The 22,034-nt window shown below is 63.3% G+C and carries 22 protein-coding genes; 13 read left to right on the top strand and 9 right to left on the bottom strand.

Annotated features, from left to right (window positions below; genetic code table 11):
• Positions 1-10 precede the first annotated feature (10 nt).
• Positions 11-1,912 (top strand): sulfate adenylyltransferase subunit CysN, encoded by a 1,902-nt coding sequence (gene cysN, locus DM373_RS00325; RefSeq protein WP_110991644.1) that lies wholly within the window; start codon positions 11-13, stop codon positions 1,910-1,912.
• 195 nt (positions 1,913-2,107) lie between these two features.
• Here the strand turns inward: cysN and DM373_RS00320 are convergent, their stop codons facing one another.
• Complete coding sequence (locus tag DM373_RS00320; RefSeq protein ID WP_110991643.1) at positions 2,108-2,587, bottom strand: Lrp/AsnC family transcriptional regulator; 480 nt, start codon at positions 2,585-2,587, stop codon at positions 2,108-2,110.
• Positions 2,588-2,714: 127 nt separating this feature from the next.
• Between DM373_RS00320 and DM373_RS00315 the strand changes: the two genes are divergently transcribed.
• Together DM373_RS00315 and mdeB are read left to right on the top strand one after the other, a co-directional pair.
• Positions 2,715-3,911 (top strand): methionine gamma-lyase, encoded by a 1,197-nt coding sequence (locus tag DM373_RS00315; protein ID WP_110991642.1) that lies wholly within the window; start codon positions 2,715-2,717, stop codon positions 3,909-3,911.
• 24 nt (positions 3,912-3,935) lie between these two features.
• A complete protein-coding gene (mdeB, locus tag DM373_RS00310; RefSeq protein ID WP_110991641.1) occupies positions 3,936-6,626 on the top strand; it encodes an alpha-ketoglutarate dehydrogenase in 2,691 nt (896 codons plus the stop codon).
• A 142-nt stretch (positions 6,627-6,768) separates the two neighbouring features.
• Here the strand turns inward: mdeB and DM373_RS00305 are convergent, their stop codons facing one another.
• A complete protein-coding gene (locus tag DM373_RS00305) occupies positions 6,769-7,206 on the bottom strand; it encodes a Z-ring associated ZapG family protein (RefSeq protein ID WP_110991640.1) in 438 nt (145 codons plus the stop codon).
• A 135-nt stretch (positions 7,207-7,341) separates the two neighbouring features.
• Here DM373_RS00305 and DM373_RS00300 point away from each other — a divergent pair, with 135 nt between their 5' ends.
• From DM373_RS00300 to zapE, 3 genes are all read left to right on the top strand, one after another.
• On the top strand, positions 7,342-7,977 hold the full coding sequence (locus tag DM373_RS00300) for an alpha/beta hydrolase (protein ID WP_110991639.1): 636 nt from the start codon (positions 7,342-7,344) through the stop codon (positions 7,975-7,977).
• Between the two features lie 24 nt (positions 7,978-8,001).
• Complete coding sequence (locus DM373_RS00295) at positions 8,002-9,351, top strand: tryptophan--tRNA ligase (protein WP_110991638.1); 1,350 nt, start codon at positions 8,002-8,004, stop codon at positions 9,349-9,351.
• Positions 9,352-9,544: 193 nt separating this feature from the next.
• Positions 9,545-10,639: a cell division protein ZapE gene (gene zapE, locus DM373_RS00290; RefSeq protein ID WP_110991637.1), complete on the top strand. Its 1,095-nt coding sequence runs from the start codon at positions 9,545-9,547 to the stop codon at positions 10,637-10,639.
• A gap of 113 nt (positions 10,640-10,752) precedes the next feature.
• Here zapE and DM373_RS00285 read toward each other — a convergent pair whose 3' ends face one another.
• A complete protein-coding gene (locus DM373_RS00285) occupies positions 10,753-11,649 on the bottom strand; it encodes a GlxA family transcriptional regulator (protein WP_167409780.1) in 897 nt (298 codons plus the stop codon).
• A 254-nt stretch (positions 11,650-11,903) separates the two neighbouring features.
• Positions 11,904-12,944: an NADP(H)-dependent aldo-keto reductase gene (locus DM373_RS00280; RefSeq protein WP_110991636.1), complete on the bottom strand. Its 1,041-nt coding sequence runs from the start codon at positions 12,942-12,944 to the stop codon at positions 11,904-11,906.
• A gap of 257 nt (positions 12,945-13,201) precedes the next feature.
• Here DM373_RS00280 and rplM point away from each other — a divergent pair, with 257 nt between their 5' ends.
• The 7 genes from rplM to DM373_RS00245 all read left to right on the top strand — a co-directional run bounded on the left by rplM (position 13,202) and on the right by DM373_RS00245 (position 18,066).
• The gene (gene rplM, locus DM373_RS00275) at positions 13,202-13,630 is read left to right on the top strand and encodes a 50S ribosomal protein L13 (protein WP_003260798.1); all 429 of its coding nucleotides are present in this window, start codon (positions 13,202-13,204) and stop codon (positions 13,628-13,630) included.
• A gap of 14 nt (positions 13,631-13,644) precedes the next feature.
• Positions 13,645-14,037 (top strand): 30S ribosomal protein S9, encoded by a 393-nt coding sequence (rpsI, locus tag DM373_RS00270; protein WP_110991635.1) that lies wholly within the window; start codon positions 13,645-13,647, stop codon positions 14,035-14,037.
• 260 nt (positions 14,038-14,297) lie between these two features.
• A complete protein-coding gene (gene petA / locus DM373_RS00265; protein ID WP_110991634.1) occupies positions 14,298-14,891 on the top strand; it encodes a ubiquinol-cytochrome c reductase iron-sulfur subunit in 594 nt (197 codons plus the stop codon).
• Positions 14,891-16,102 (top strand): cytochrome b, encoded by a 1,212-nt coding sequence (locus DM373_RS00260; protein WP_110991633.1) that lies wholly within the window; start codon positions 14,891-14,893, stop codon positions 16,100-16,102. The genes petA and DM373_RS00260 overlap by 1 nt, the downstream gene beginning before the upstream one ends.
• The gene (locus DM373_RS00255) at positions 16,102-16,881 is read left to right on the top strand and encodes a cytochrome c1 (protein WP_110991632.1); all 780 of its coding nucleotides are present in this window, start codon (positions 16,102-16,104) and stop codon (positions 16,879-16,881) included. The genes DM373_RS00260 and DM373_RS00255 overlap by 1 nt, the downstream gene beginning before the upstream one ends.
• 117 nt (positions 16,882-16,998) lie before the next feature.
• Positions 16,999-17,622 (top strand): glutathione S-transferase N-terminal domain-containing protein, encoded by a 624-nt coding sequence (locus tag DM373_RS00250; protein ID WP_110991631.1) that lies wholly within the window; start codon positions 16,999-17,001, stop codon positions 17,620-17,622.
• Positions 17,623-17,634: 12 nt separating this feature from the next.
• Complete coding sequence (locus DM373_RS00245; protein WP_110991630.1) at positions 17,635-18,066, top strand: ClpXP protease specificity-enhancing factor; 432 nt, start codon at positions 17,635-17,637, stop codon at positions 18,064-18,066.
• Positions 18,067-18,118: 52 nt separating this feature from the next.
• Here DM373_RS00245 and DM373_RS00240 read toward each other — a convergent pair whose 3' ends face one another.
• The 5 genes from DM373_RS00240 to DM373_RS00220 all read right to left on the bottom strand — a co-directional run bounded on the left by DM373_RS00240 (position 18,119) and on the right by DM373_RS00220 (position 21,839).
• Positions 18,119-18,337, bottom strand: coding sequence for a YgdI/YgdR family lipoprotein (locus DM373_RS00240; RefSeq protein WP_110991629.1), 219 nt, complete (start codon positions 18,335-18,337; stop codon positions 18,119-18,121).
• Positions 18,338-18,396: 59 nt separating this feature from the next.
• Positions 18,397-18,975 (bottom strand): BON domain-containing protein, encoded by a 579-nt coding sequence (locus DM373_RS00235; RefSeq protein ID WP_110991628.1) that lies wholly within the window; start codon positions 18,973-18,975, stop codon positions 18,397-18,399.
• Positions 18,972-19,565, bottom strand: coding sequence for a phosphoheptose isomerase (locus DM373_RS00230; RefSeq protein ID WP_011535550.1), 594 nt, complete (start codon positions 19,563-19,565; stop codon positions 18,972-18,974). Before DM373_RS00230 ends, DM373_RS00235 begins: the two co-directional genes overlap by 4 nt.
• 85 nt (positions 19,566-19,650) lie before the next feature.
• Positions 19,651-20,022 carry a YraN family protein gene (locus DM373_RS00225; RefSeq protein ID WP_110991627.1) on the bottom strand — a complete coding sequence of 124 codons (372 nt, stop codon included), beginning with the start codon at positions 20,020-20,022 and terminating at the stop codon, positions 19,651-19,653.
• Positions 20,022-21,839 (bottom strand): penicillin-binding protein activator, encoded by a 1,818-nt coding sequence (locus tag DM373_RS00220; RefSeq protein ID WP_110991626.1) that lies wholly within the window; start codon positions 21,837-21,839, stop codon positions 20,022-20,024. The genes DM373_RS00225 and DM373_RS00220 overlap by 1 nt, the downstream gene beginning before the upstream one ends.
• Positions 21,840-22,034 lie beyond the last annotated feature (195 nt).

Here is a 22,034-nt window from a genome sequence, read left to right as displayed (position 1 = left end):
GGGTTTCGTCATGTCGCACCAATCTGATCTGATCAGCGAGGACATCCTCGCCTACCTGGCCCAGCATGAGCGTAAAGAGCTGCTGCGCTTCCTCACCTGCGGCAACGTGGACGACGGCAAGAGCACCCTGATCGGGCGCCTGCTGCACGACTCCAAGATGATCTACGAGGACCACCTCGAGGCCATCACCCGCGACTCGAAGAAATCCGGCACCACCGGCGAGGAAGTCGACCTGGCGCTGCTGGTGGACGGCCTGCAGGCCGAGCGCGAGCAGGGCATCACCATCGATGTCGCCTACCGCTACTTCTCCACTGCCAAGCGCAAGTTCATCATCGCCGACACCCCGGGCCACGAGCAGTACACCCGCAACATGGCCACCGGCGCCTCGACCTGCGACCTGGCGATCATCCTGGTCGATGCCCGCTACGGCGTGCAGACCCAGACCCGCCGGCACAGCTACATCGCCTCGCTGCTGGGTATCAAGCACATCGTCGTCGCGGTCAACAAGATGGACCTCAAGGGCTTCGACGAGCAGGTCTTCGAGTCGATCAAGGCCGATTACCTGAAGTTCGCCGAGAGCATCGACCTCAAACCATCGAGCCTGCACTTCGTGCCGATGTCGGCGCTCAAGGGCGACAACGTGGTCAACCGCAGCGAGCAGTCGCCGTGGTACACCGGCCCGGTGCTGATGGAGATCCTCGAGTCCGTCGAGATCGCCGCCGACCGCAATGTCACCGACCTGCGCTTCCCGGTGCAGTACGTCAACCGCCCGAACCTGAACTTCCGTGGCTTTGCCGGCACCATCGCCGGTGGCGTGGTGCACAAGGGCGACGAGATCGTCGTGCTGCCGTCGGGCAAGAGCAGCCGGGTCAAGTCCATCGTCACCTTCGAAGGTGAGCTGGAGAACGCCGGCCCCGGCCAGGCGGTGACCTTGACCATGGAAGACGAGATCGACATCTCCCGTGGCGACCTGCTGGTGCATGCCGACAACGTGCCGCAGGTGACCGACCAGTTCGACGCCATGCTGGTGTGGATGGCCGAGGAGCCGATGCTCCCGGGCAAGAAATACGACATCAAGCGCGCCACCAGCTACGTGCCGGGCTCGATTGCCAGCATCACCCACAAGGTCGATGTGAACACCCTCGAGCAGGGCGCCGCCAGCGCGCTGCAGCTGAACGAGATCGGTCGCGTCAAGGTCGCCCTGGACAGCGCCATTGCCCTGGATGGTTACGACAGCAATCGCACCACCGGTGCGTTCATCGTCATCGACCGCCTGACCAACGGCACCGTCGGCGCCGGCATGATCATCGCGCCGCCGGTACTGCCCCACGGCAGCGCCGGCCAGCATGGCAAGCTGGCCCACGTGGCCACCGAAGAGCGCGCCCTGCGCTTTGGCCAGCAACCGGCCACCGTGCTGTTCAGCGGCCTCTCCGGCGCCGGCAAGAGCACCCTGGCCTATGCGGTCGAGCGCAAGCTGTTCGACATGGGCCGTGCGGTTTACGTGCTCGATGGCCAGAACCTGCGTCACGACCTGAACAAGGGCCTGCCGCAGGACCGCGCCGGCCGCACCGAAAACTGGCGCCGTGCCGCCCATGTGGCGCGCCAGTTCAATGAAGCCGGCCTGCTGACCCTGGCTGCCTTCGTTGCCCCGGACGCCGAAGGCCGCGAACAGGCCAAGGCGCTGATCGGCAAGGAGCGCCTGGTGACCATCTACGTCCAGGCCTCGCCGCTGGCCTGCCGCGAGCGTGACCCGCAGGGCCTGTATGCCGCCGGTGGCGACAACATCCCGGGCGAGAGCTTCCCGTACGACGTGCCGCTGGATGCGGACCTGGTGATCGACACCCAGTCGGTCAGCGTCGATGAAGGCGTGAAGCTGGTGCTGGATGTGCTGCGTCAGCGTGGGGCGATCTGATCCATCGTCGTACATGAAAAACCCGCTTCGGCGGGTTTTTTCTTTTGTGGACGGTGTGCCTGTGGGAGCGGGTTTTGAGTTCGGCGCGGTACTGTGGGAGCGGGCTTGTCCCGCGATCATGGACGAAGTCCATGCCATGCGAAGCGGTTGCCTGGGCTGGCCTTATCGCGGGGCAAGCCCGCTCCCACGCGTTAGCTAAATATGCTTTTCCGAAACGGGGATGACTCTGCGCTCCTTCACCGCCTTGTACGAAAAGCTCGAGTAGATCTCCTTCACCCCCGGCAACCGCTGCAGCACCTCGCGGGTGAATTCGCCGAACGACTCCAGGTCGCGCGCCAGGATCTCCAGCAAAAAATCATAGCGCCCGGAAATGTTGTGGCAGGCGACGATCTCGGGGATCTCCATCAGCCGCCGCTCGAAGGCCAGGGCCATCTCCTTGGTGTGCGAGTCCATCATGATGCTGACGAAGGCGGTCACCCCAAAACCCAGCGATTTGGGCGAGAGAATAGCCTGGTAGCCGGTGATGTAGCCGTTGTCCTCCAGCAACTTGACCCGCCGCCAGCACGGCGAGGTGGTCAGGGCGACCTGGTCGGCAAGTTCGGAGACGGTCAGGCGCGCGTTGTCCTGCAGGGCGGCGAGCAGGGCGCGGTCGGTGCGGTCGAGGGTCGAAGGCATGATTTGCCCTCCTGGTTAACCATTTATTGTTTTTATTCCAATACTGGCCCGATTGCGTGGGCAACTTTGGAAAAATTGCAGCAGCTCGGTGGCATAAGCTTATAACAAACCACACGAGGCTGTTGCCATGCGCGACTCCAATAACAACACCGGTTTTTCCACGCGAGCGATCCACTACGGCTACGATCCGCTGTCCCATGGTGGCGCCCTGGTGCCGCCGGTCTACCAGACCGCCACCTTCGCTTTTCCGACCGTCGAATACGGTGCTGCCTGCTTTGCCGGCGAGGAGGGCGGGCACTTCTACAGCCGTATCTCCAACCCGACCCTGGCCCTGCTGGAGCAGCGCATGGCGTCGCTCGAAGGCGGCGAGGCCGGGCTGGCACTGGCTTCGGGCATGGGCGCCATCACTTCCACCTTGTGGACCTTGCTACGCCCGGGGGACGAGCTGATCGTCGGCCGCACCCTGTATGGCTGCACCTTCGCCTACCTGCACCACGGCATCGGTGAGTTCGGTGTGAAGATCCAGCATGTCGACCTCAACGACCCGCAGGCGCTAAAAGCCGCGATCACCGCGAAAACTCGGATGATCTACTTCGAAACCCCGGCCAACCCCAACATGCAACTGGTGGATATCGCCGCCGTGGCCGAGGCGGTGCGTGGCCACGACATCAGCATCGTGGTCGACAATACTTACTGCACCCCTTATCTGCAGCGCCCTCTGGAACTGGGCGCCGACCTGGTGGTGCACTCGGCGACCAAGTACCTGTCCGGCCACGGCGACATCACCGCCGGCCTGGTGGTCGGGCGCAAGGCGCTGGTCGACCGCATTCGCCTGCAAGGCCTCAAGGACATGACCGGCGCGGTGCTGTCGCCCCACGACGCCTCGCTGCTGATGCGTGGCATGAAGACCCTGGCCCTGCGCCTGGACCGCCATTGCGCCAATGCGCAGCGGTTGGCCGAGCACCTTGCCCGCCAACCTCAGGTCGAGCTGATCCATTACCCAGGCCTTCCGTCGTTCCCTCAGTACGCATTGGCGCAACGGCAGATGCGCCTGCCGGGTGGAATGATCGCCTTCGAGCTCAAGGGTGGCATCGAGGCCGGGCGCCGCTTCATGAATGCATTGCAGCTGTTCAGCCGGGCGGTGAGCCTGGGTGACGCCGAGTCGCTGGCCCAGCACCCGGCGAGCATGACCCACTCCAGCTACACGCCCGAGGAGCGGGCGCACCATGGTATTTCCGAGGGGCTGGTGCGTTTGTCGGTGGGGCTCGAAGACATCGACGACTTGCTGGCCGATATCGACCAGGCCCTGAAGGCCTGTGCCTGAACTGCCACGGAAGAGGCTTGCGCGATGGTAGCGATGATGAACCCGAACGCGCCGTTTACGGCCCACGATGCCGCGTTGGACAGCGACCCGGCGGAAACCGCCGAATGGTGCCAGGCCCTGGAATCCAGCCTGGCCCATTGCGGCCCGGCGCGGGCGCGCTACCTGCTGCAGCGCCTGCAGGCCCATGCCCTGGAGCTGGGCCTTGAGCGCGAGGCCCAGGCGTTTTCTGCCTACCGCAATACCTTGCCAGTGGAGCAGCAAGGTACCTACCCCGGCGACCTGGAGCTGGATGAGCGGATCACCGCTATCCTGCGTTGGAATGCCCTGGCCATGGTGGTGCGGGCCAATCATGCCTATGGCGAACTGGGCGGGCATATCGCCAGCTACGCCTCGGCGGCGGAGATCTTCGAGGTCGGTTTCCAGCACTTCTTCCGCGGCGAAAGCGGCGGCGAGCGGCGCACGGGCGACCTGGTGTTCTTCCAGCCGCACTCGGCGCCGGGCATTTATGCCCGGGCGTTTCTCGAAGGGCGGTTGAGCGAACAGCAACTGGCCAACTACCGCCAGGAGATCGCGGGCAATGGCCTGTGCTCTTATCCACACCCCTGGCTGATGCCCGACTTCTGGCAATTCCCCACCGGCTCCATGGGCATCGGCCCGCTCAGTGCAATCTACCAGGCGCGCTTCATGCGCTACCTGCAGCATCGCGGCCTGCTGGATACCTCGGCGCGGCATGTGTGGGGCGTGTTCGGCGACGGCGAGATGGACGAGCCGGAGTCCATCGCCGGCCTGACCTTGGCCGCCCGTGAAGGGCTGGACAACCTGACCTTCATCGTCAATTGCAACCTGCAGCGTCTGGATGGCCCGGTGCGTGGCAACGGCCAGATCGTCCAGGAGCTGGAAGCGCTGTTCAGCGGTGCCGGCTGGAATGTGATCAAGGTGCTGTGGGGCTCGGAGTGGGACGCGTTGTTCGCCCGCGACCACGAGCACGCGTTGCTGCGCCAGCTGGCGGCGACACCCGATGGCCAGTTCCAGAACCTGGGCGCCAAGGATGGCAGCTACAACCTCGAGCATTTCTTCAACCAGGACCCGGCCTTGCAGCGCCTGGTGGCGCATATGAGCAGTGAGCAGATCAACGCTCTCAAGCGCGGTGGCCATGATTTTCGCAAGCTGCACGCGGCCTATGCCGCCGCCAGGGCGTGCAAGGGGCGGCCGACGGTGATCCTGGCCAAGACCAAGAAAGGCTACGGCATGAGCAGCGCCGGTGAGTCACGGATGACCGCGCACCAGGCCAAGAAGCTGGATGTACAGGCGCTGTTGGCCTTCCGTGATCGTTTTCACCTGCCGCTGTCGGACGAGGCAGTGGAGCAACTGCGCTTCTATCGCCCGGCTGCGGACAGCCCGGAGATGGTCTACCTGCGCCAGCGCCGGGAAGCCCTTGGCGGCCCCCTGCCAGTGCGCCGCAGCGACTGCGCCACGCTGCCACTGCCGACGCTCGATGCGTTCGCAGGTTTCGCCCTGCAGGCCGACGGCAAGGAAATGTCCACCACCATGGCCGCCGTGCGCCTGCTCGGCCACTGGCTCAAGGCCCCAGGGCTGGGGCCGCGTGTGGTGCCGATCGTCGCCGATGAGGCGCGAACCTTCGGCATGGCCAGCCTGTTCCGCCAGATCGGTATCTATTCACCGGCGGGGCAACGCTACGAGCCCGAGGATGCAGGCTCGCTGCTGACGTACAAGGAGGCGCGCGACGGCCAGTTGCTGGAAGAGGGCATCACCGAGGCCGGGGCGATCTCGTCCTGGGTCGCGGCCGCCACTTCGTATGCGGTGCACGGCGAGCCGATGCTGCCGGTGTACATCTATTACTCGATGTTCGGTTTCCAGCGTGTCGGCGACCTGATCTGGGCCGCCGCCGACCAGCGTGCCCGTGGCCTGTTGCTGGGCGCCACTGCCGGGCGCACCACGCTCGGTGGGGAGGGGTTGCAACACCAGGATGGCTCGAGCCTGGTCATGGCGTCGATGGTGCCCAACTGCCGGGCCTGGGATCCGTGCTTCGCCGGGGAGCTGGCGGTGATCCTCGACCATGCCGCACGGCGCATGCTGGTGGAGCAATGCGACGAGTTCCATTACGTGGCGGTCATGAACGAAAACTATCCACAGCCGTCGCTGCCGTCGAGCGTACACGCCGATGTGTTGCGTGGCATGTACCTGCACGCACGGCAGCAGTCAGTAGAGCCGCGTGCCCAGGTGCGGCTGCTGGGTTCGGGGGCGATCCTGCGCGAAGTGATCAAAGCCAGTGAACTGCTGGCGACCGAATGGCAGGTCGACAGCGAGGTGTTCAGTGTCACCAGCTTCAGTGAGCTGGCCCGGGAGGCCAGGGATCATCGTCGGGCCGCGATAGCGGGAGATGTGGAGGACAGCCATGTGCGGCGCTGCCTCGAAGGCGATGCGCCTGTGATCGCCGCCAGTGACTATGTGCGCGCCTGGCCGCAGCTGATCGCCGAGTATGTCGATGCGCCTTACATCACCCTGGGCACCGATGGCTTCGGCCGCAGCGATAGCCGTCAGCACCTTCGGCGGTTCTTCGAGGTGGATCGGTTCGCGGTGGTGATGGCGGCGTTGTATGGGCTGGTGCGGCAGGGGCGGTTGCCAAGAGAAGTGTTGGGGCAGGCCAGGGCGCGGTACGCGATCGTGGATGATGAGGCAGCCTGGTACCGCTGATGTATTGCCGGTGCTGGCCAGATCGCGGGGCAAGCCCGCTCCCACGCCATGCCCTGTCGGCGTGGGAGCGAGCTTGCCCCGCGATGGTGAGCGCGACTCCCACAAAAAAGGCCTCTTTCGAGGCCTTCTTCATTTCATCCGATCAACGCTTGAGGCCGTAGCTCTCATCCAGCATGCCCGGCGAGTTAGGTGCCTTGGGCGCATAGTCGCGCGGCACTTCGGCGGTGTCTTTCGGTGGCGTGAGGCGATCACGTGGAGCTTGCGCCGCTTCCGAATGCAGGGCAGCCAGCAGGCGCTGGCGGGTCAGCTCGTCGAGGGCCAGGCGGTTGGCGCCGTCGGCCAGGTGGTCCTGCACGTCCTGGTAGCTTTGCGTGAGCTTCTGCACCAGCGAGGCGGTGCTGTTGAAGTGGGTGACCACTTCGTTCTGATAGGTGTCGAAACGCTGCTGGATGTCATCCAGTTGGCGTTGTGTATTGCTGGGCGCCGCATTGGGCAGCAGGCGGGCCAGCGCGAAACCTGCAACGACACCGATGACCAGGGCCAGGGTCGGCAGCAACCAAACAAGGAGCGAGTGTTCCACGAGTCCTTCCTCTATAAACGGCTTTGCTTTACGTTAACGGCTCAGACCTGCGCTGTATACCGCGAGCAATCGCAAATCAGAACAGAATTCCTTTGCTAGACGAGTCGACCCTCCCCGAGGTCACGGAGTAGTACCTTGCTTATCCGCGAAACACCCTTGTTCATCGATGGCCCGTGCGGCCAGTTGGAAGCCTTGTACCTGGACGTGGCCGATGCCCGTGGCGCGGTGCTGATCTGCCACCCCAACCCAGTCCAGGGCGGCACCATGCTCAACAAGGTGGTCTCGACCCTGCAACGTACCGCCCGGGACGCCGGCTACGTCACCCTGCGCTTCAACTACCGCGGCGTCGGCCAGAGCGCCGGCAGCCATGACATGGGGGCCGGTGAAGTGGCCGACGCCCAGGCCGCCGCGGCCTGGCTGCGTGAGCAGCACCCGCAGTTGCCGTTGGTGCTGATGGGCTTCTCCTTCGGTGGCTTCGTCGCCGCCAGCCTGGCCGGGCGCCTGGAAGCCGACGGCATCGCGTTGCAGCAGCTGTTCATGATCGCCCCGGCGGTGATGCGCCTGAGCGAGCAGTTCCCGATGCCTGAGCGGGTCACATTGACGGTCGTGCAGCCGGACACCGACGAAGTGGTCGAGCCGCAGCTGGTCTACGACTGGTCCGCCGCCCTGTCGCGCCCCCATGAGCTGCTGAAAGTGGCAGAATGCGGACACTTCTTCCATGGCAAGCTGACCGATCTGAAGGATCTGCTGCTGCCGCGCCTTTCGAACTGAGCAAGCCTGAACAAGCGAACACCCATGACTACGCGCATCCTCACCGGTATCACCACCACCGGCACCCCGCACCTGGGCAACTACGCCGGCGCCATCCGCCCGGCGATCCTCGCCAGCCAGCAGCCCGGTGCCGACTCGTTCTATTTCCTGGCCGACTACCACGCCCTGATCAAGTGCGACGACCCGCTGCGCATCCAGCGTTCGCGCCTGGAGATCGCCGCCACCTGGCTGGCCGGCGGCCTGGACCCGGACAAGGTGACCTTCTACCGCCAGTCCGACATCCCCGAGATCCCCGAACTGACCTGGCTGCTGACCTGCGTTGCCGCCAAGGGCCTGCTCAACCGCGCCCACGCCTACAAGGCGTCGGTGGACAAGAACGTCGAAAACGGTGAAGACCCGGACGCCGGCGTGACCATGGGCCTGTTCAGCTACCCGGTGCTGATGGCTGCCGACATCCTGATGTTCAACGCGCACAAGGTGCCGGTCGGCCGCGACCAGATCCAGCACGTGGAGATGGCCCGCGACATCGGCCAGCGCTTCAACCACCTGTTCGGCCAGGGCAAGGACTTCTTCGCCCTGCCGGAGGCAGTGATCGAGGAAAGCGTGGCCACGTTGCCGGGCCTGGACGGGCGCAAGATGTCCAAGAGCTACGACAACACCATCCCGCTGTTCACCAGCGCCAAGGACATGAAGGACGCGATCTCGCGCATCGTCACCGACTCGCGGGCCCCGGGCGAAGCCAAGGACCCGGACAATTCGCACCTGTTCACCCTGTTCCAGGCCTTCTCGACGCCGGCGCAATGCGCCGAGTTCCGTGAAGAGCTGCTGCAGGGCCTGGGCTGGGGCGAGGCCAAGCAGCGCCTGTTCCAGCTGCTTGACGGCCAGCTGGCCGAGAAGCGCGATCACTATCACCAGTTGATCTCGCGCCCCTCGGACCTGGAAGACATCCTGCTGGCCGGTGCCGCCAAGGCGCGCAAGAGCGCCACGCCGTTCCTCGAGCAGCTGCGCGAGGCGGTGGGCTTGCGTTCGTTCCGCACCAGCGTGCAGGCCAATGCCGAAGTGAAGAAAAAGGCCGCCAAGAGCGCGCGTTTCGTCAGCTTCCGCGACGAAGACGGCAGCTTCCGCTTCCGCCTGCTGGCCGCCGACGGCGAGCAACTGCTGCTGTCGCGCCGCTTTGCCGATGGCAAGAGCGCAGGTGCGGTGAGCAAGCAGCTGCAGCAAGGTGGCGAGGCCGATGTGCGGGTCGAGGGCTTGAGCTTCAGCCTGTGGCTGGAAGGCGAGCAGGTGGCCGAGGGGCAGCAGTTCGACAGCGCCGAGGCCCGTGACGCGGCGGTTCAGAGCCTGCGTGAAGCGCTGCAACCCGCCCAGGAGTAAGGGAGCGTGGGAGCGGGCTTGCCCCGCGATCTGCGTTGGAGCATGCAACGAAGCTTGGTTTTCCGACGCTATCGCGGGGCAAGCCCGCTCCCACGAGGTTGATTCCTGCGCGCATTGGCCGCATGTATCATTGCCATTAAGCGGGCCGGTCGCTACAGTGACGGCCCGTTTTTTGTTGCCTCGCTAACGAATTATGACTCCCTTAGAACGCTATCAAGCCGATCTGAAACGCCCCGACTTCTTCCATGACGCGGCGCAGGAAACTGCGGTGCGTCACCTGCAGCGTCTGTACGACGACCTGGTACACGCGCAGAACAACAAGCCGGGCGTGTTCGGCAAGCTGTTCGGCAAGAAGGAGCAGACCCCGGTCAAGGGCCTGTACTTCTGGGGTGGGGTAGGGCGAGGCAAGACTTACCTGGTCGACACCTTCTACGAGGCGCTGCCGTTCAAGCAGAAGATGCGCACGCACTTCCACCGCTTCATGAAGCGTGTGCACGAGGAGATGAAAACCCTCAAGGGCGAGAAGAACCCGCTGACCATCATCGCCAAGCGCTTCAGCGATGAAGCCCGGGTCATCTGCTTCGACGAATTCTTCGTCTCCGACATCACCGATGCGATGATCCTCGGCACCCTGATGGAAGAGCTGTTCAAGAACGGCGTGTCGCTGGTGGCCACCTCCAACATCGTGCCGGACGGCCTGTACAAGGACGGCTTGCAGCGTGCGCGTTTCCTGCCGGCCATCGCCATGATCAAGCAGTACACCGACGTGGTGAACGTCGACAGTGGTGTGGACTATCGTCTGCGTCACCTGGAGCAGGCCGAGTTGTTCCACTACCCGCTCAACGATGCCGCCCACCAGAGCCTGCGTGCGAGCTTCAAGGCGTTGACGCCGGAGTGCACCCAGGCGGTCGAGAACGACGTGCTGATGATCGAGAACCGCCCGATCACCGCCCTGCGTACCTGCGACGACGTCGCCTGGTTCGACTTCCGCGCCCTGTGCGACGGCCCGCGCAGCCAGAACGACTACATCGAGCTGGGCAAGATCTTCCATGCCGTGCTGCTGAGCAACGTCGAGCAGATGGGGGTGGCGACCGATGACATCGCCCGGCGCTTCATCAACATGGTCGACGAGTTCTACGACCGTAACGTGAAGCTGATCATCTCGGCTGAGGTGGAGCTCAAGGACCTGTATACCGGCGGGCGCCTGAGCTTCGAATTCCAGCGTACCTTGAGCCGCCTGCTGGAGATGCAGTCCCACGAGTTCCTGGCGCGGGCGCACAAGCCGTAAGGGACCAAAACCTGGGGCCGCTTCGCGCCCCATCGCTGGCAAGCCAGCTCCCACAGTAGGTCGGTGTGGGAGCCGGCTTGCCGGCGATGGGGCGCGAAGCGGCCCTCTTGCGTTCAGGCTTCCTGCATGAACTGCTGGCGATACTGGTTCGGCGACAGTTCGGTGTGCTGGCGGAACAGCCGCGCGAAGAAGCTCGCGTCGTCGTACCCCACCTCATAGCTGATGGTCTTGATGCTCTTGCGCGAGCTCGACAGCAGGCCCTTGGCCGTCTCGATGCGCAGGCGCTGCAGGTAGTGCAGCGGCTTGTCACCGGTGGCGCTCTGGAAGCGGCGCATGAAGTTGCGGATGCTCATGCCGTGGTTGCGGGCCACGTCCTCGAAGCGGAACTTGTCGGCGAAATGCTCTTCGAGCCAGTGCTGGATCTGCAGGATGATCAGGTCCTGGTGCAGTTTCTGCCCACCAAAGCCCATGCGCCCGGGCGTGTAGCTGCGCTGCACTTCGTAGAGGATGTCGCGGGCCACTGCACGGGCCACGTTGGCGCCGCAGAAACGCTCGATCAGGTAGATATACAGGTCGCAGGCCGAGGTGGTGCCACCGGCACAGTAGAGGTTGTCGGCGTCGGTCAGGTGCTTGTCCTGGTTCAGCCGTACCTTGGGGAAGCGCTCCTCGAAGCTGGCGAAGAACCGCCAATAGGTGGTCGCCTCCTTGCCGTCCAGCAGCCCGGACTCGGCCAGCCAGAACACGCCGCTGGCCTCGGCACACAGCACTGCGCCGCGGGCGTGCTGCGCGCGCAGCCAGGGCAAGACCTGAGGGTAGCGTTGCAGCAGGTTGTCGAAATCGTCCCAGAAGGCCGGGAGGATGATCACATCGGCATCGTTCAGGCCACTGTCGACCGGCAGTTGCACATTGCTGAAACTGTCCACGGGCAGGCCGTCCGGGCTCACCAGGGCGATCTCGAACATCGGCTGCAGGCCGAGGCCCAGTTGCTTGCTGTAGCGCAGGCTGGCCAGGTGGAAGAAGTCCTTGGCCTGCATCAGTGTCGAAGCGAACACTTTATCAATGGCCAGGATGCTGACGCGCCGCAGCGACGCGGGGGGTTGGGTAAACATCATTGTCATTGTTCTTATAGGGTAGAGTGGTCAATCACCGGCTGGATCGTCTTATTTTTTGGCGATTGTGTCTACCCCGCATTCCCCATCGCGGGGCAAGTCGCATCGGCGCACCGCCGCTCCCACGGGTGTTGTCGTGCGCGATGGGGGGCTGATCAAGGCGCTGGATTCGGCTGCTCCTGATGGATTGCCTCGATCGCCGCCAGCAGTTCATCGCTCAGGTTCAGGCCCTGGCTATCAATGTTGCTCTGCAACTGCTCGAGGGTGGTCGCACCGATGATATTGCTGGTCACGAAGGGTTGCCGGGTGACGAACGCCAGGGCCATCTGCGCCGGGTCCAGGCCATGGTCGCGGGCCAACTGCACATAGCGGCTGCAAGCTGCCACGGTCTGCGGATTGGAGTAACGAGCGAAGCGGCTGAACAGGGTCAGCCGGGCGTTTTCCGGGCGGGCGCCGTTTTCGTACTTGCCCGAGAGCATGCCGAAGGCCAGCGGCGAGTAGGCCAGCAGACCGCACTGTTCGCGGATCGCCACTTCCGCCAGGCCCACCTCGAAGCTGCGATTGAGCAGGTTGTAGGGGTTCTGGATCGACACCGCTCGCGGCCAGCCGCGGGCCTCGGCCAGCTGCAGGAACTTCATGGTGCCCCACGGGGTTTCGTTGGACAGGCCGATATGGCGGATTTTGCCGGCGCTCACCTGCTCGTCGAGCACTTCGAGGGTTTCTTCGAGCGGCGTGAACATGTCGTTGGGCAGGTGCTGGTAGCCCAGCTTGCCGAAGAAGTTGGTGCTGCGTTCGGGCCAGTGCAGTTGGTACAGGTCGATGCGGTCGGTTTGCAGGCGCGCCAGGCTTGCATCGAGTGCGGCAACGATGTGCTGGCGGTTGTGCTTGAGCTGGCCGTCGCGGATGTGGCTGATGCCGTTGCCGGGGCCGGCGACCTTGCTGGCCAGCAGCCAGTCGTCGCGGTCGCCATTTTTTGCGAACCAGTTGCCGATGATGCGTTCGGTGGCGGCATAGGTCTCCGGGCGCGGTGGCACCGGGTACATCTCGGCGGTGTCGATGAAATTGATGCCGGCGGCCTTGGCCAGCTTGATCTGGGCGAAGGCGTCATCCTGGGTGTTCTGCTCGCCCCAGGTCATGGTGCCCAGGCAGAGGGCACTGACGTTGAGGTCGGTACGACCGAGCTTGCGGTATTCCATCGAAAAGACGCTCCAGACAAAGAAGCCCATAAAAGCAGGTTGAAATTTTTCGCGCAATCTGGATAATTCTGCAGCTCTTCGCGTGGCGGAAGTGATGCACCACCACGACTGAAGAACCTTTGTCGAACATTGGCGTGCCCGACCCGAGCCCCCAAAAGCGTCAGCGTTCGGCTGCGCGTTTGCCCTTGGCAAGCCGTGCACTATCCAGTAAGATTCGCCGTCTATTTTTCGCTGGGCGGCCTCTGAGGCTTTAGAGAATGAAAACTTTTACTGCTAAACCGGAAACAGTAAAGCGCGAGTGGTTCGTAGTCGACGCCGCTGGTCAGACCCTGGGTCGTCTGGCTACCGAAATCGCTAGCCGCCTGCGTGGCAAGCACAAGCCAGAATACACCCCTCACGTTGACACCGGCGACTACATCGTCGTCATCAACGCCGAGCAGGTTCGTGTGACTGGTGCCAAGTCTTCCGACAAGATGTACTACTCCCACTCCGGCTTCCCGGGCGGTATCAAGGAAATCAACTTCGAGAAGTTGATCGCCAAGGCCCCTGAGCGTGTCATCGAAACCGCGGTCAAAGGCATGCTGCCGAAGAACCCGCTGGGTCGCGACATGTACCGCAAGCTGAAAGTGTACGCGGGTGCTGCTCACCCTCACACTGCTCAGCAGCCTCAAGAACTGAAGATCTAACGGGATAGTTCATTATGTCGGCGACTCAAAACTACGGCACTGGCCGTCGCAAGACCGCAACCGCTCGCGTTTTCCTGCGTCCTGGTACCGGTAACATCTCCATCAACAACTGTTCCCTGGACGTGTTCTTCGGCCGCGAAACCGCTCGCATGGTTGTTCGCCAGCCGCTGGAACTGACCGAGACCGTTGAGAAGTTCGACATCTACGTCACCGTTTCCGGTGGTGGTGTCAGCGGTCAGGCCGGTGCGATCCGCCACGGTATCACCCGTGCCCTGATGGAATACGACGAAACCCTGCGTGGCGCTCTGCGTCGTGCTGGCTACGTCACCCGCGACGCTCGTGAAGTCGAGCGTAAGAAAGTGGGTCTGCGTAAAGCGCGTAAGCGTCCTCAGTACTCCAAGCGTTAATTTCGCTTCGGCAGTCGAAGAAGCCCGGTTCCTTTGGAACCGGGCTTTTTTTATGGCTTGAACTAACCTGTCAGCAGTCGGTGGGCACTTGTCGTATAGACGCAGATCAAGCAAAGCGAGGGTTGTAGCCCACGAACGGGTAATCACCTTGTCAGTGTGTGGATTTGTTTCTTACCATGGCGGCCAATTTTTAGTGCCACAGACGTACCTAAGTAGATGCCTGTTCAAACAGGCCAAGCAAGCTGATGGGAGAGGACTGAATGAGCAATGACGGCGTCAACGCAGGCCGGCGCCGCTTCCTCGTAGCCGCGACATCCGTGGTCGGGGCAGCGGGGGCAGTGGGGGCTGCGGTACCGTTCGTGGGGTCATGGTTTCCCAGTGCCAAGGCGAAAGCCGCAGGGGCACCGGTGAAGGTCAATATCGCCAAGGTCGAGCCAGGCCAGCAAATGGTGGCTGAATGGCGTGGTCAGCCGGTCTTCATCGTGCGCCGAACGGACGAAATCCTCGGCAACTTGAAAAAGCTCACCGCCGAGCTGTCCGATCCTGAATCCAAGGCGTCGGTGCAGCCCACCTACGTCGATCCGCAGAATCGCTCGATCAAACCTGAAATCCTCATTCTGGTCGGCTTGTGCACCCACCTGGGGTGCTCGCCGACGTTCCGTCCCGAAGTCGCTCCGGCCGACCTTGGGCCGAAGTGGGTCGGTGGCTATTTCTGCCCTTGCCACGGTTCGCACTATGACCTGGCGGGTCGTGTCTACAAATCCCAGCCAGCACCTCTGAACCTGCCAGTGCCACCGCACTCGTACGAGTCGGACGACCTTGTCGTCATCGGCATCGATCAGGAGAAAGCATGATGAGCAAGTTCATGGAGTGGATCGATGCGCGCTTCCCCGCCACGAAGATGTGGGAAGACCATCTGAGCAAGTATTACGCGCCCAAGAACTTCAACTTCCTGTACTTCTTCGGCTCGCTGGCGCTGCTGGTGCTGGTCAATCAGATCGTTACCGGCGTGTGGCTTACCATGAGTTTCACCCCCTCGGCGGAAGAGGCCTTCGCCTCGGTCGAGTACATCATGCGTGACGTCGAGTACGGCTGGATCCTGCGCTACCTGCACTCCACCGGCGCCTCGGCGTTCTTCATCGTGGTCTACCTGCACATGTTCCGCGGCCTGCTCTACGGCTCCTACCAGAAGCCGCGCGAGCTGGTCTGGCTGTTCGGCATGCTGATCTACCTGGCGCTGATGGCCGAGGCCTTCATGGGCTACCTGCTGCCATGGGGCCAGATGTCGTACTGGGGCGCCCAGGTGATCATTTCGCTGTTCGGCGCGATTCCGGTGATCGGTGGTGACCTGACCCAGTGGATCCGTGGCGACTACCTGATCTCGGGTATCACCCTGAACCGCTTCTTCGCCTTGCATGTGGTGGCTTTGCCGATCGTGATTCTCGGCCTGGTCGTGCTGCACATTCTGGCCTTGCACGAAGTGGGTTCGAACAACCCTGATGGTGTGGACATCAAGAAGAAAAAGGACGAGAACGGTATCCCGCTGGACGGCATTCCATTCCACCCGTACTACACCGTCAAGGATATCGTCGGCGTGGTGGTGTTCCTCTTCGTGTTCTGCGCTGTGGTGTTCTTCTTCCCGGAAATGGGTGGGTACTTCCTGGAGAAACCGAACTTCGAGCAGGCAAACGCGTTCAAGACCCCTGAGCATATCGCCCCGGTGTGGTACTTCACGCCGTTTTACGCGATCTTGCGTGCGGTGCCCGACAAGCTGTTCGGGGTGATCGCCATGGGCGCCGCGATCGCTGTGCTGTTCGTGTTGCCCTGGCTTGACCGCAGCCCGGTGCGCTCCATGCGCTACAAGGGTTGGCTGAGCAAGGTCTGGCTGCTGGTGTTCTGCGTGGCCTTCGTCATCCTCGGTGTGCTGGGCGTACTGGCACCGACCCCGGGGCGTACCTTGCTGTCGCAGGTGTGTACGGTGCTGTACTTCGCCTACTTCCTGCTGATGCCGTTCTACACAAGGCTCGAGAAGACCAAACCGGTTCCGGAAAGGGTGACTGGCTGATGAAAAAGTTGATTGCAGTATGTTTGCTGGCACTGATGCCTGGCCTTTCGTTTGCCGCCGAGCACAGCCTGGAGCTGGACAAGGTCGATGTCGACCTCACTGACAAAGTTGCCCTGCAGGACGGTGCGCGGACCTTCGCCAACTATTGCATGGGCTGCCACAGCGCCAAGTTCCAGCGCTATGAGCGGGTGGCCGACGACCTGGGGATCCCGCACGAGCTGATGCTCGAGAACCTGGTGTTCACCGGTGCCAAGATCGGTGACCACATGAAGATCGGCATGCAGCCAAACGATGCCAAGACCTGGTTCGGCGCGGCGCCTCCCGACCTCACCCTGGTTGCCCGGGTGCGTGGCAATGACTGGCTGTACACCTACCTGCGCAGCTTCTACGAGGACCCTGCGCGGCCTTACCGGGTGAACAACAAGGTCTTCCCCAATGTGGGGATGCCCAACGTGCTGGTCGGCCTGCAGGGTAATCAGGTGATCGGCTGCAAGCAGGTGCAGACCGTGATCGACGGCAAGAAGCAGTTCGACCCGCTGACCGGCAGCCCGCTGACCCATGAAGCGTGCGACCAGCTGACCATCGAGGAGAAATCCGGTACCCTGACGCCCGAGCAGTTCGACGAGAAGGTCAAGAACCTGGTGACCTTCCTGGCCTATTCGGCCAACCCGGTCAAACTGGAAAGCCAGCGCATCGGTACCTACGTGTTGCTGTACCTGGCTTTCTTCTTCGTGTTCGCCTACTTGCTCAAGCGCGAATACTGGAAGGACGTGCACTGATCACGCAGTAGTTTCTGGTTGTTGAACGCGCCCGGGGCGCCTTGGCAGCAATGCTGGGGCGCCCCGGGCGCGTTTTCATTTACAGTTTTACAAGCATCCCGTGCGAGGAGGCGCTACATGGGCGCAACCAACAGGTTAGCCTGCTATTCCGACCCCGCTGATCATTACTCTCATCGGGTACGCCTGGTGCTCGCCGAGAAAGGCATCGCCGTGCAGATCATCGACGTCGACGCCAAACGCCTGCCGCCCAAGCTGGTCGAAGTGAATCCTTATGGCAGCCTGCCGACACTGGTCGATCGTGACCTGGCGCTGTATGAGTCGACCGTGGTGATGGAGTATCTCGACGAGCGTTATCCTCATCCGCCACTGATGCCGGTATACCCGGTGGCGCGTGGCAACAGTCGATTGCTGATGCACCGTATCCAGCGTGACTGGTGCGCCCTGGCCGATACCGTGCTCGACCCGCGCAGCAGCGAGGCGGCACGCACCCAGGCACGCAAGGAGCTGCGAGAGAGCCTGACCGGCGTAGCGCCGCTATTTGGCGAGATGCCCTGTTTCATGAGCGAGGAGCAAAGCCTCGTCGACTGTTGTCTATTGCCCATGCTCTGGCGCTTGCCGGTGATGGGTATTGAATTGCCACGGCAGGCCAAGCCGTTGCTGGATTACATGGAGCGACAGTTCGCCCGCGAGCCTTTCCAGGCGAGCCTGTCTGCTGCCGAACGTGAAATGCGCAAGGTTTAAGAGGAACCGTTGATGAACTCCAGTCGCCCCTATCTGGTTCGTGCGCTGTACGAGTGGATCGTCGACAACGATTGCACGCCCCATATGCTGGTCAATGCCGAGTACCCGGCAGTCCAGGTGCCTCAGGGTTTTGCCAGTGATGGCCAGATCGTCCTGAATATCTCGCCCAGCGCTGTGCGTAGCTTGCACATGGATAACGATGCGGTGAGCTTCGAGGGGCGCTTCGGTGGTGTGTCCCACTCGCTCTATGTGCCGGCCGGCGCGATCCTGGGTATTTATGCCCGTGAGAACGGTCAAGGCATGGTCTTTGAGCTGGATCCGCCGCTCGATGATGAAGATGACCTGCACGATGACAGTGTCGAGCCGGATGACGATGGCCCGCCGGAAGGCGGGAGCCAGCCGCCACGCCCCAGTGGTCGACCCAGCCTCAAGGTGGTCAAGTAACAAAAAAGGCGATCCATTGTGGATCGCCTTTTTTGTGCCTGACGGTTTGCGCTTACAGGTCCTTGATGCTCTGCACCTGGTCCTTGTTGACGCGGTTCTGCTTGCCGTCGAGCTGTTTGAACTCGTAGAAGCCGGAGTCGCGATCGAAGTGCGGGGTGTCAAGGGTCTGCAGTTCGCGGCCGTCGTTGAGGGTGATCACGCTCGGCGAAGAGCAGCCGGCCAGGGTGGCGAAGGTGCCAATCAGCAGGGCGGGCAGCAGGTACTTCTTCATGGGGTACTTCCTGGATCGGGGTTGAAAGGCGAGGGCGCGGGTTTCGCCCTCGCGGGGGATCAGTCGATGTATTCGAACAGTTTGACGATCTTTTGCACGCCCGAGACGCTCTGCACCACGTTGGTGGCAGCGTTGGCCTCTTGCTGGGTGACCAGGCCGAGCAGGTAGACGATACCGTTCTCGGTGATCACCTTGATGCGCGAGCCGGGGACGCTGGCATCCGTCAGCATCTGGGTCTTGATCTTGGTGGTGAGCCAGGCGTCGTTGTTGCGCGCCAGGATCGAGGAAGGTTGGATCACCTGCAGTTCGTTGTGGACCTTCTTGACCCGCTGGACCTGGCTGGCGGTCTGCTCGGCCAGCGACTTGAGGTCGGCGCGCGGCGTCTGGCCGGCCAGCAGGACAACGCCGTTGTAGCTGCTGACGACGATGTGCGAGCCCTGGTCCAGGTCTGGGTTGGCCTTGGCGATATTGACCGAAACCTTGGTCTCGATCAGCGAGTCGTCGATCTTGCTGCCGATGGTGCGGGTGCCGCGGTCATCCTCGATGGGCGAGTTGCGCGCCGAAGTCAGTACCGAGCTGCAGCCTGTGACGCTCAGGCACAGGGTGAGGGCCATCAGGCCGAGGTGCTTGGGGATCATTCTTCACTCCCGAACAGTTGGCTGTCGATCAGGTCGCACAGACAGTGGATCGCCAGCAGGTGGACTTCCTGGATGCGTGCGGTGACGGTCGAGGGTACGCGGATCTCCACGTCCTCGGGCAGCAGCAGCGAGGCCATGCCGCCGCCATCGCGACCGGTCAAGGCTACGACAATCATTTCGCGGTCATGTGCGGCCTGGATCGCCTGGATCACGTTGGCCGAGTTGCCGCTGGTGGAGATCGCCAGCAAAACGTCGCCGGGCTGGCCCAGGGCGCGAATCTGCTTGGAGAAGACCTCGTTGTAGCTGTAGTCGTTGGCAATCGAGGTGAGTGTCGAGCTGTCGGTGGTCAGGGCAATGGCCGGCAGGCTCGGGCGCTCGCGCTCGAAGCGGTTGAGCAGCTCTGACGAGAAATGCTGGGCGTCGCCGGCCGAGCCGCCGTTGCCGCAGGCGAGCATCTTGCCGTCGCTGAGCAGGGCGTTGACCATGACCAGGCTGGCCTGCTCGATGTGAGGTGCCAGGATGTCCATTGCCTGTTGCTTGGTGTCGATGCTGGCCTGGAACAGCCGGCGAATTCGGGATTGCATGTCCATCTGGTGACCTTAAATGGGGCGGTGGCCGGCGCGGCGCGCGCCAGGGTCCGCCCGCGAAACATAGAGCGAAAAATTCGGTACAGGTTCAGCACTCGAAGGCGTTTTTCAGCCAAAGAAGCGGTTGCCCGGCATGGCCTTGGCCCTGCAGGGCGACAACGTCGAAGCGGCAGGGTTGAGCGGCCCAGCGGGGTTCATCGTGCAGGAATAAGTTGGCGGCCAGCGCCAGTCGCTTCTGCTTGCGCCCGTCGATACTGCCGAGCGCGCCGCCGAAGTCCGCGTGTAGCCGATAGCGGACTTCGACGAATACTACTGTATCGGCATCGAGCATGACCAGATCGAGCTCGCCGCCCTTGCATCGCCAGTTGCGCGTCAGCAACTGCAGACCTTGCCCTCGGAGGTAATCGAGGGCCTGGTCTTCGGCAGCCTGGCCCGCGTGGCTGGGCGATGCGCCGGGCATCAGCGCGGCGTGTCCGGCAGGCGTTTGACCTGGCCGCCGGAGAACTCGGCCCAAGGCAGCTGACGTTCGATGCGTTGCGCTGGGTTCATGCTGAGGCTGCCAGACAGGCCTTCGACGCGGTTGTCCGGCAGTGCCTTGAGCTGGCTCAGGCGTGGCGCCAGGCTGTAGGCGTCGACGCCCATGGCGTACAGGCGGCCGAGGCTGCCGGCCGCTTGCGGCCACTGCTGTACCACCTGCTGACGCAGGCTGTTGGTGGTGTCGAGCAGCCACGGCGTTTCGCAGAAGCGGATGCCGTTCATGTCGTTGTACTGGTTGATGTCGCCGCTGGCGCTGTACAGGTTGGACGTGGCGTACACCGGCACGTCGCCGGCGTACTGGAAGTTCAGCGTCGGCTTGATCTGCTGGGCCTGTTGCGGGGTGGCGGCAAGGAAGATGAAATCGATGTCCTGGCGGCGCGACGGCTGGGCGGCGATGTCGCTGCCGACCGTGCTTTGCAGGCTCTTGGCGCGGCCTTCGCTCTGGCGCAGCTGGAACAGGTCGGCGATCTGTTGGGCCAGGGCTACTGGCTGGGCGATGCGCTCGGCGGCCAGCAGGGTGCCGCCATTGCTTTCCCAGTCCTTACGGAAGGCAGCAAGTACGCGGTCACCCCATTCGCCGCGCGGTACCAGCGCAACCGCACGGACCTTGCCGTCGGCACGGGCGCGGCGGGCGACTTCGCGGGCCTCGTCCTCGGCTGCAAGGCCGAACTGGAACAGTTGAGGCGGGGCTGATTGGCCGGCATCGGCGTAGTTCAGGGCCAGGGTGGTGATGGGCAGTTGCGGGTAGGCCGCGAGCTTTTTCACCAGCGGTTTTTCCAGCGGGCCGACCACCAGTTGCACGCCGGCGGCCTGGGCCTGGCGGTAGAAGTCATCGAGCGAGGTGATGCGCGAGCTGTCGAACACCTGCACGGCAGGGGCTGGCTGGCCGCCTTGCTGGGCCTGGAAGTGTGCGGCCATGAAACCGTCGCGCAGGGCGCGGGCGACGCCTGCCAGCGGCCCTTCCTGGGGCAGCAGCAGGGCGATCTTGGTCAGTGGCTGGCTGGCCAGTTCCTTGAGCTTGACCAGGGCGACCGGCAGTTGCTTGGCAGCCGGATGGTCGGGGTGTTGGCCTTTCCAGGTGTCGATCGCGGCCTGTTGCTGCTCCAGGGTGCCTGCGCGCTTCACGGCGAGGGCCAGGCTGGTCCAGCCGGCAAGGGTTTCGTTGCTGGCCGGTGTTTGCAGTTGTTCGGCTGGCAGCGAGGCGACCAGGGCCCAGATGGCGTCATTGTTGGCACTGGCCGCCTGGCCGCTGAGCAGTGGCGTCAGCAGCACCCGCTGTTGTGCGGCGGCCAGGGCCTGGCCGTCGGCCTCGAGGGCGGCGGCGTGAACGCGGTAGGTGCGCGCCTGCTGCTGTTCCGGCAGTTCGCCGACGCGTTGCAGGCTTGGGTGGGCAAGTGCTGCCAGGGCTGCCTTGGGCTGATTGCGGGACATGGCCAGTTCCGCCGCCAGCGTGTTGGCGAAGACCTGCTGGGCCGGCTTGAGCGAGTCCAGCGGGACCTGCTCAAGGATACGCGCCGAGCGTGGGTAGTCTTTCTGCTTGTAGGCCAGGTCGGCGGCGCTCAGTCGCAGCAGGGCTGCATCCTCGGCAGACTTGCTGGTGGCTGCCTTCTCGAGCAGCTGTTCGATGCTGGCATCCGGGGTGCGTGGCAGTTCGCCCAGGCTGGATGAGGGCGAGCTGGCGCAGGCTGCCAGCAGGGCAGCGAGGCAGAGGGCTGTGAACAGCCGCAGACAAGCGATCATGTAAAGGTCCTGTTACTCGATCAAGTTGGCCGGCGATTGTACCCAAGCGGCGGGCGTGGCGCGATCATCGCCGATGATGATCCTTCACTATAGGTGGCTGCGAGCGTGAGGGAGGCGAAGTTCTTTGCGCTCTGTTGCCGGTGCTCGGGCTACAATGGCGGCTTTGATCCGGTATGCAGGTGTACGCAGTGACTG

This window comes from Pseudomonas sichuanensis, from assembly GCF_003231305.1.
Taxonomy (GTDB): Bacteria; Pseudomonadota; Gammaproteobacteria; order Pseudomonadales; family Pseudomonadaceae; genus Aquipseudomonas; species Aquipseudomonas sichuanensis.
The sequence above is the reverse complement of the archived record's forward strand: the minus strand, read 5'-3'. Positions and strand labels throughout refer to the sequence as shown.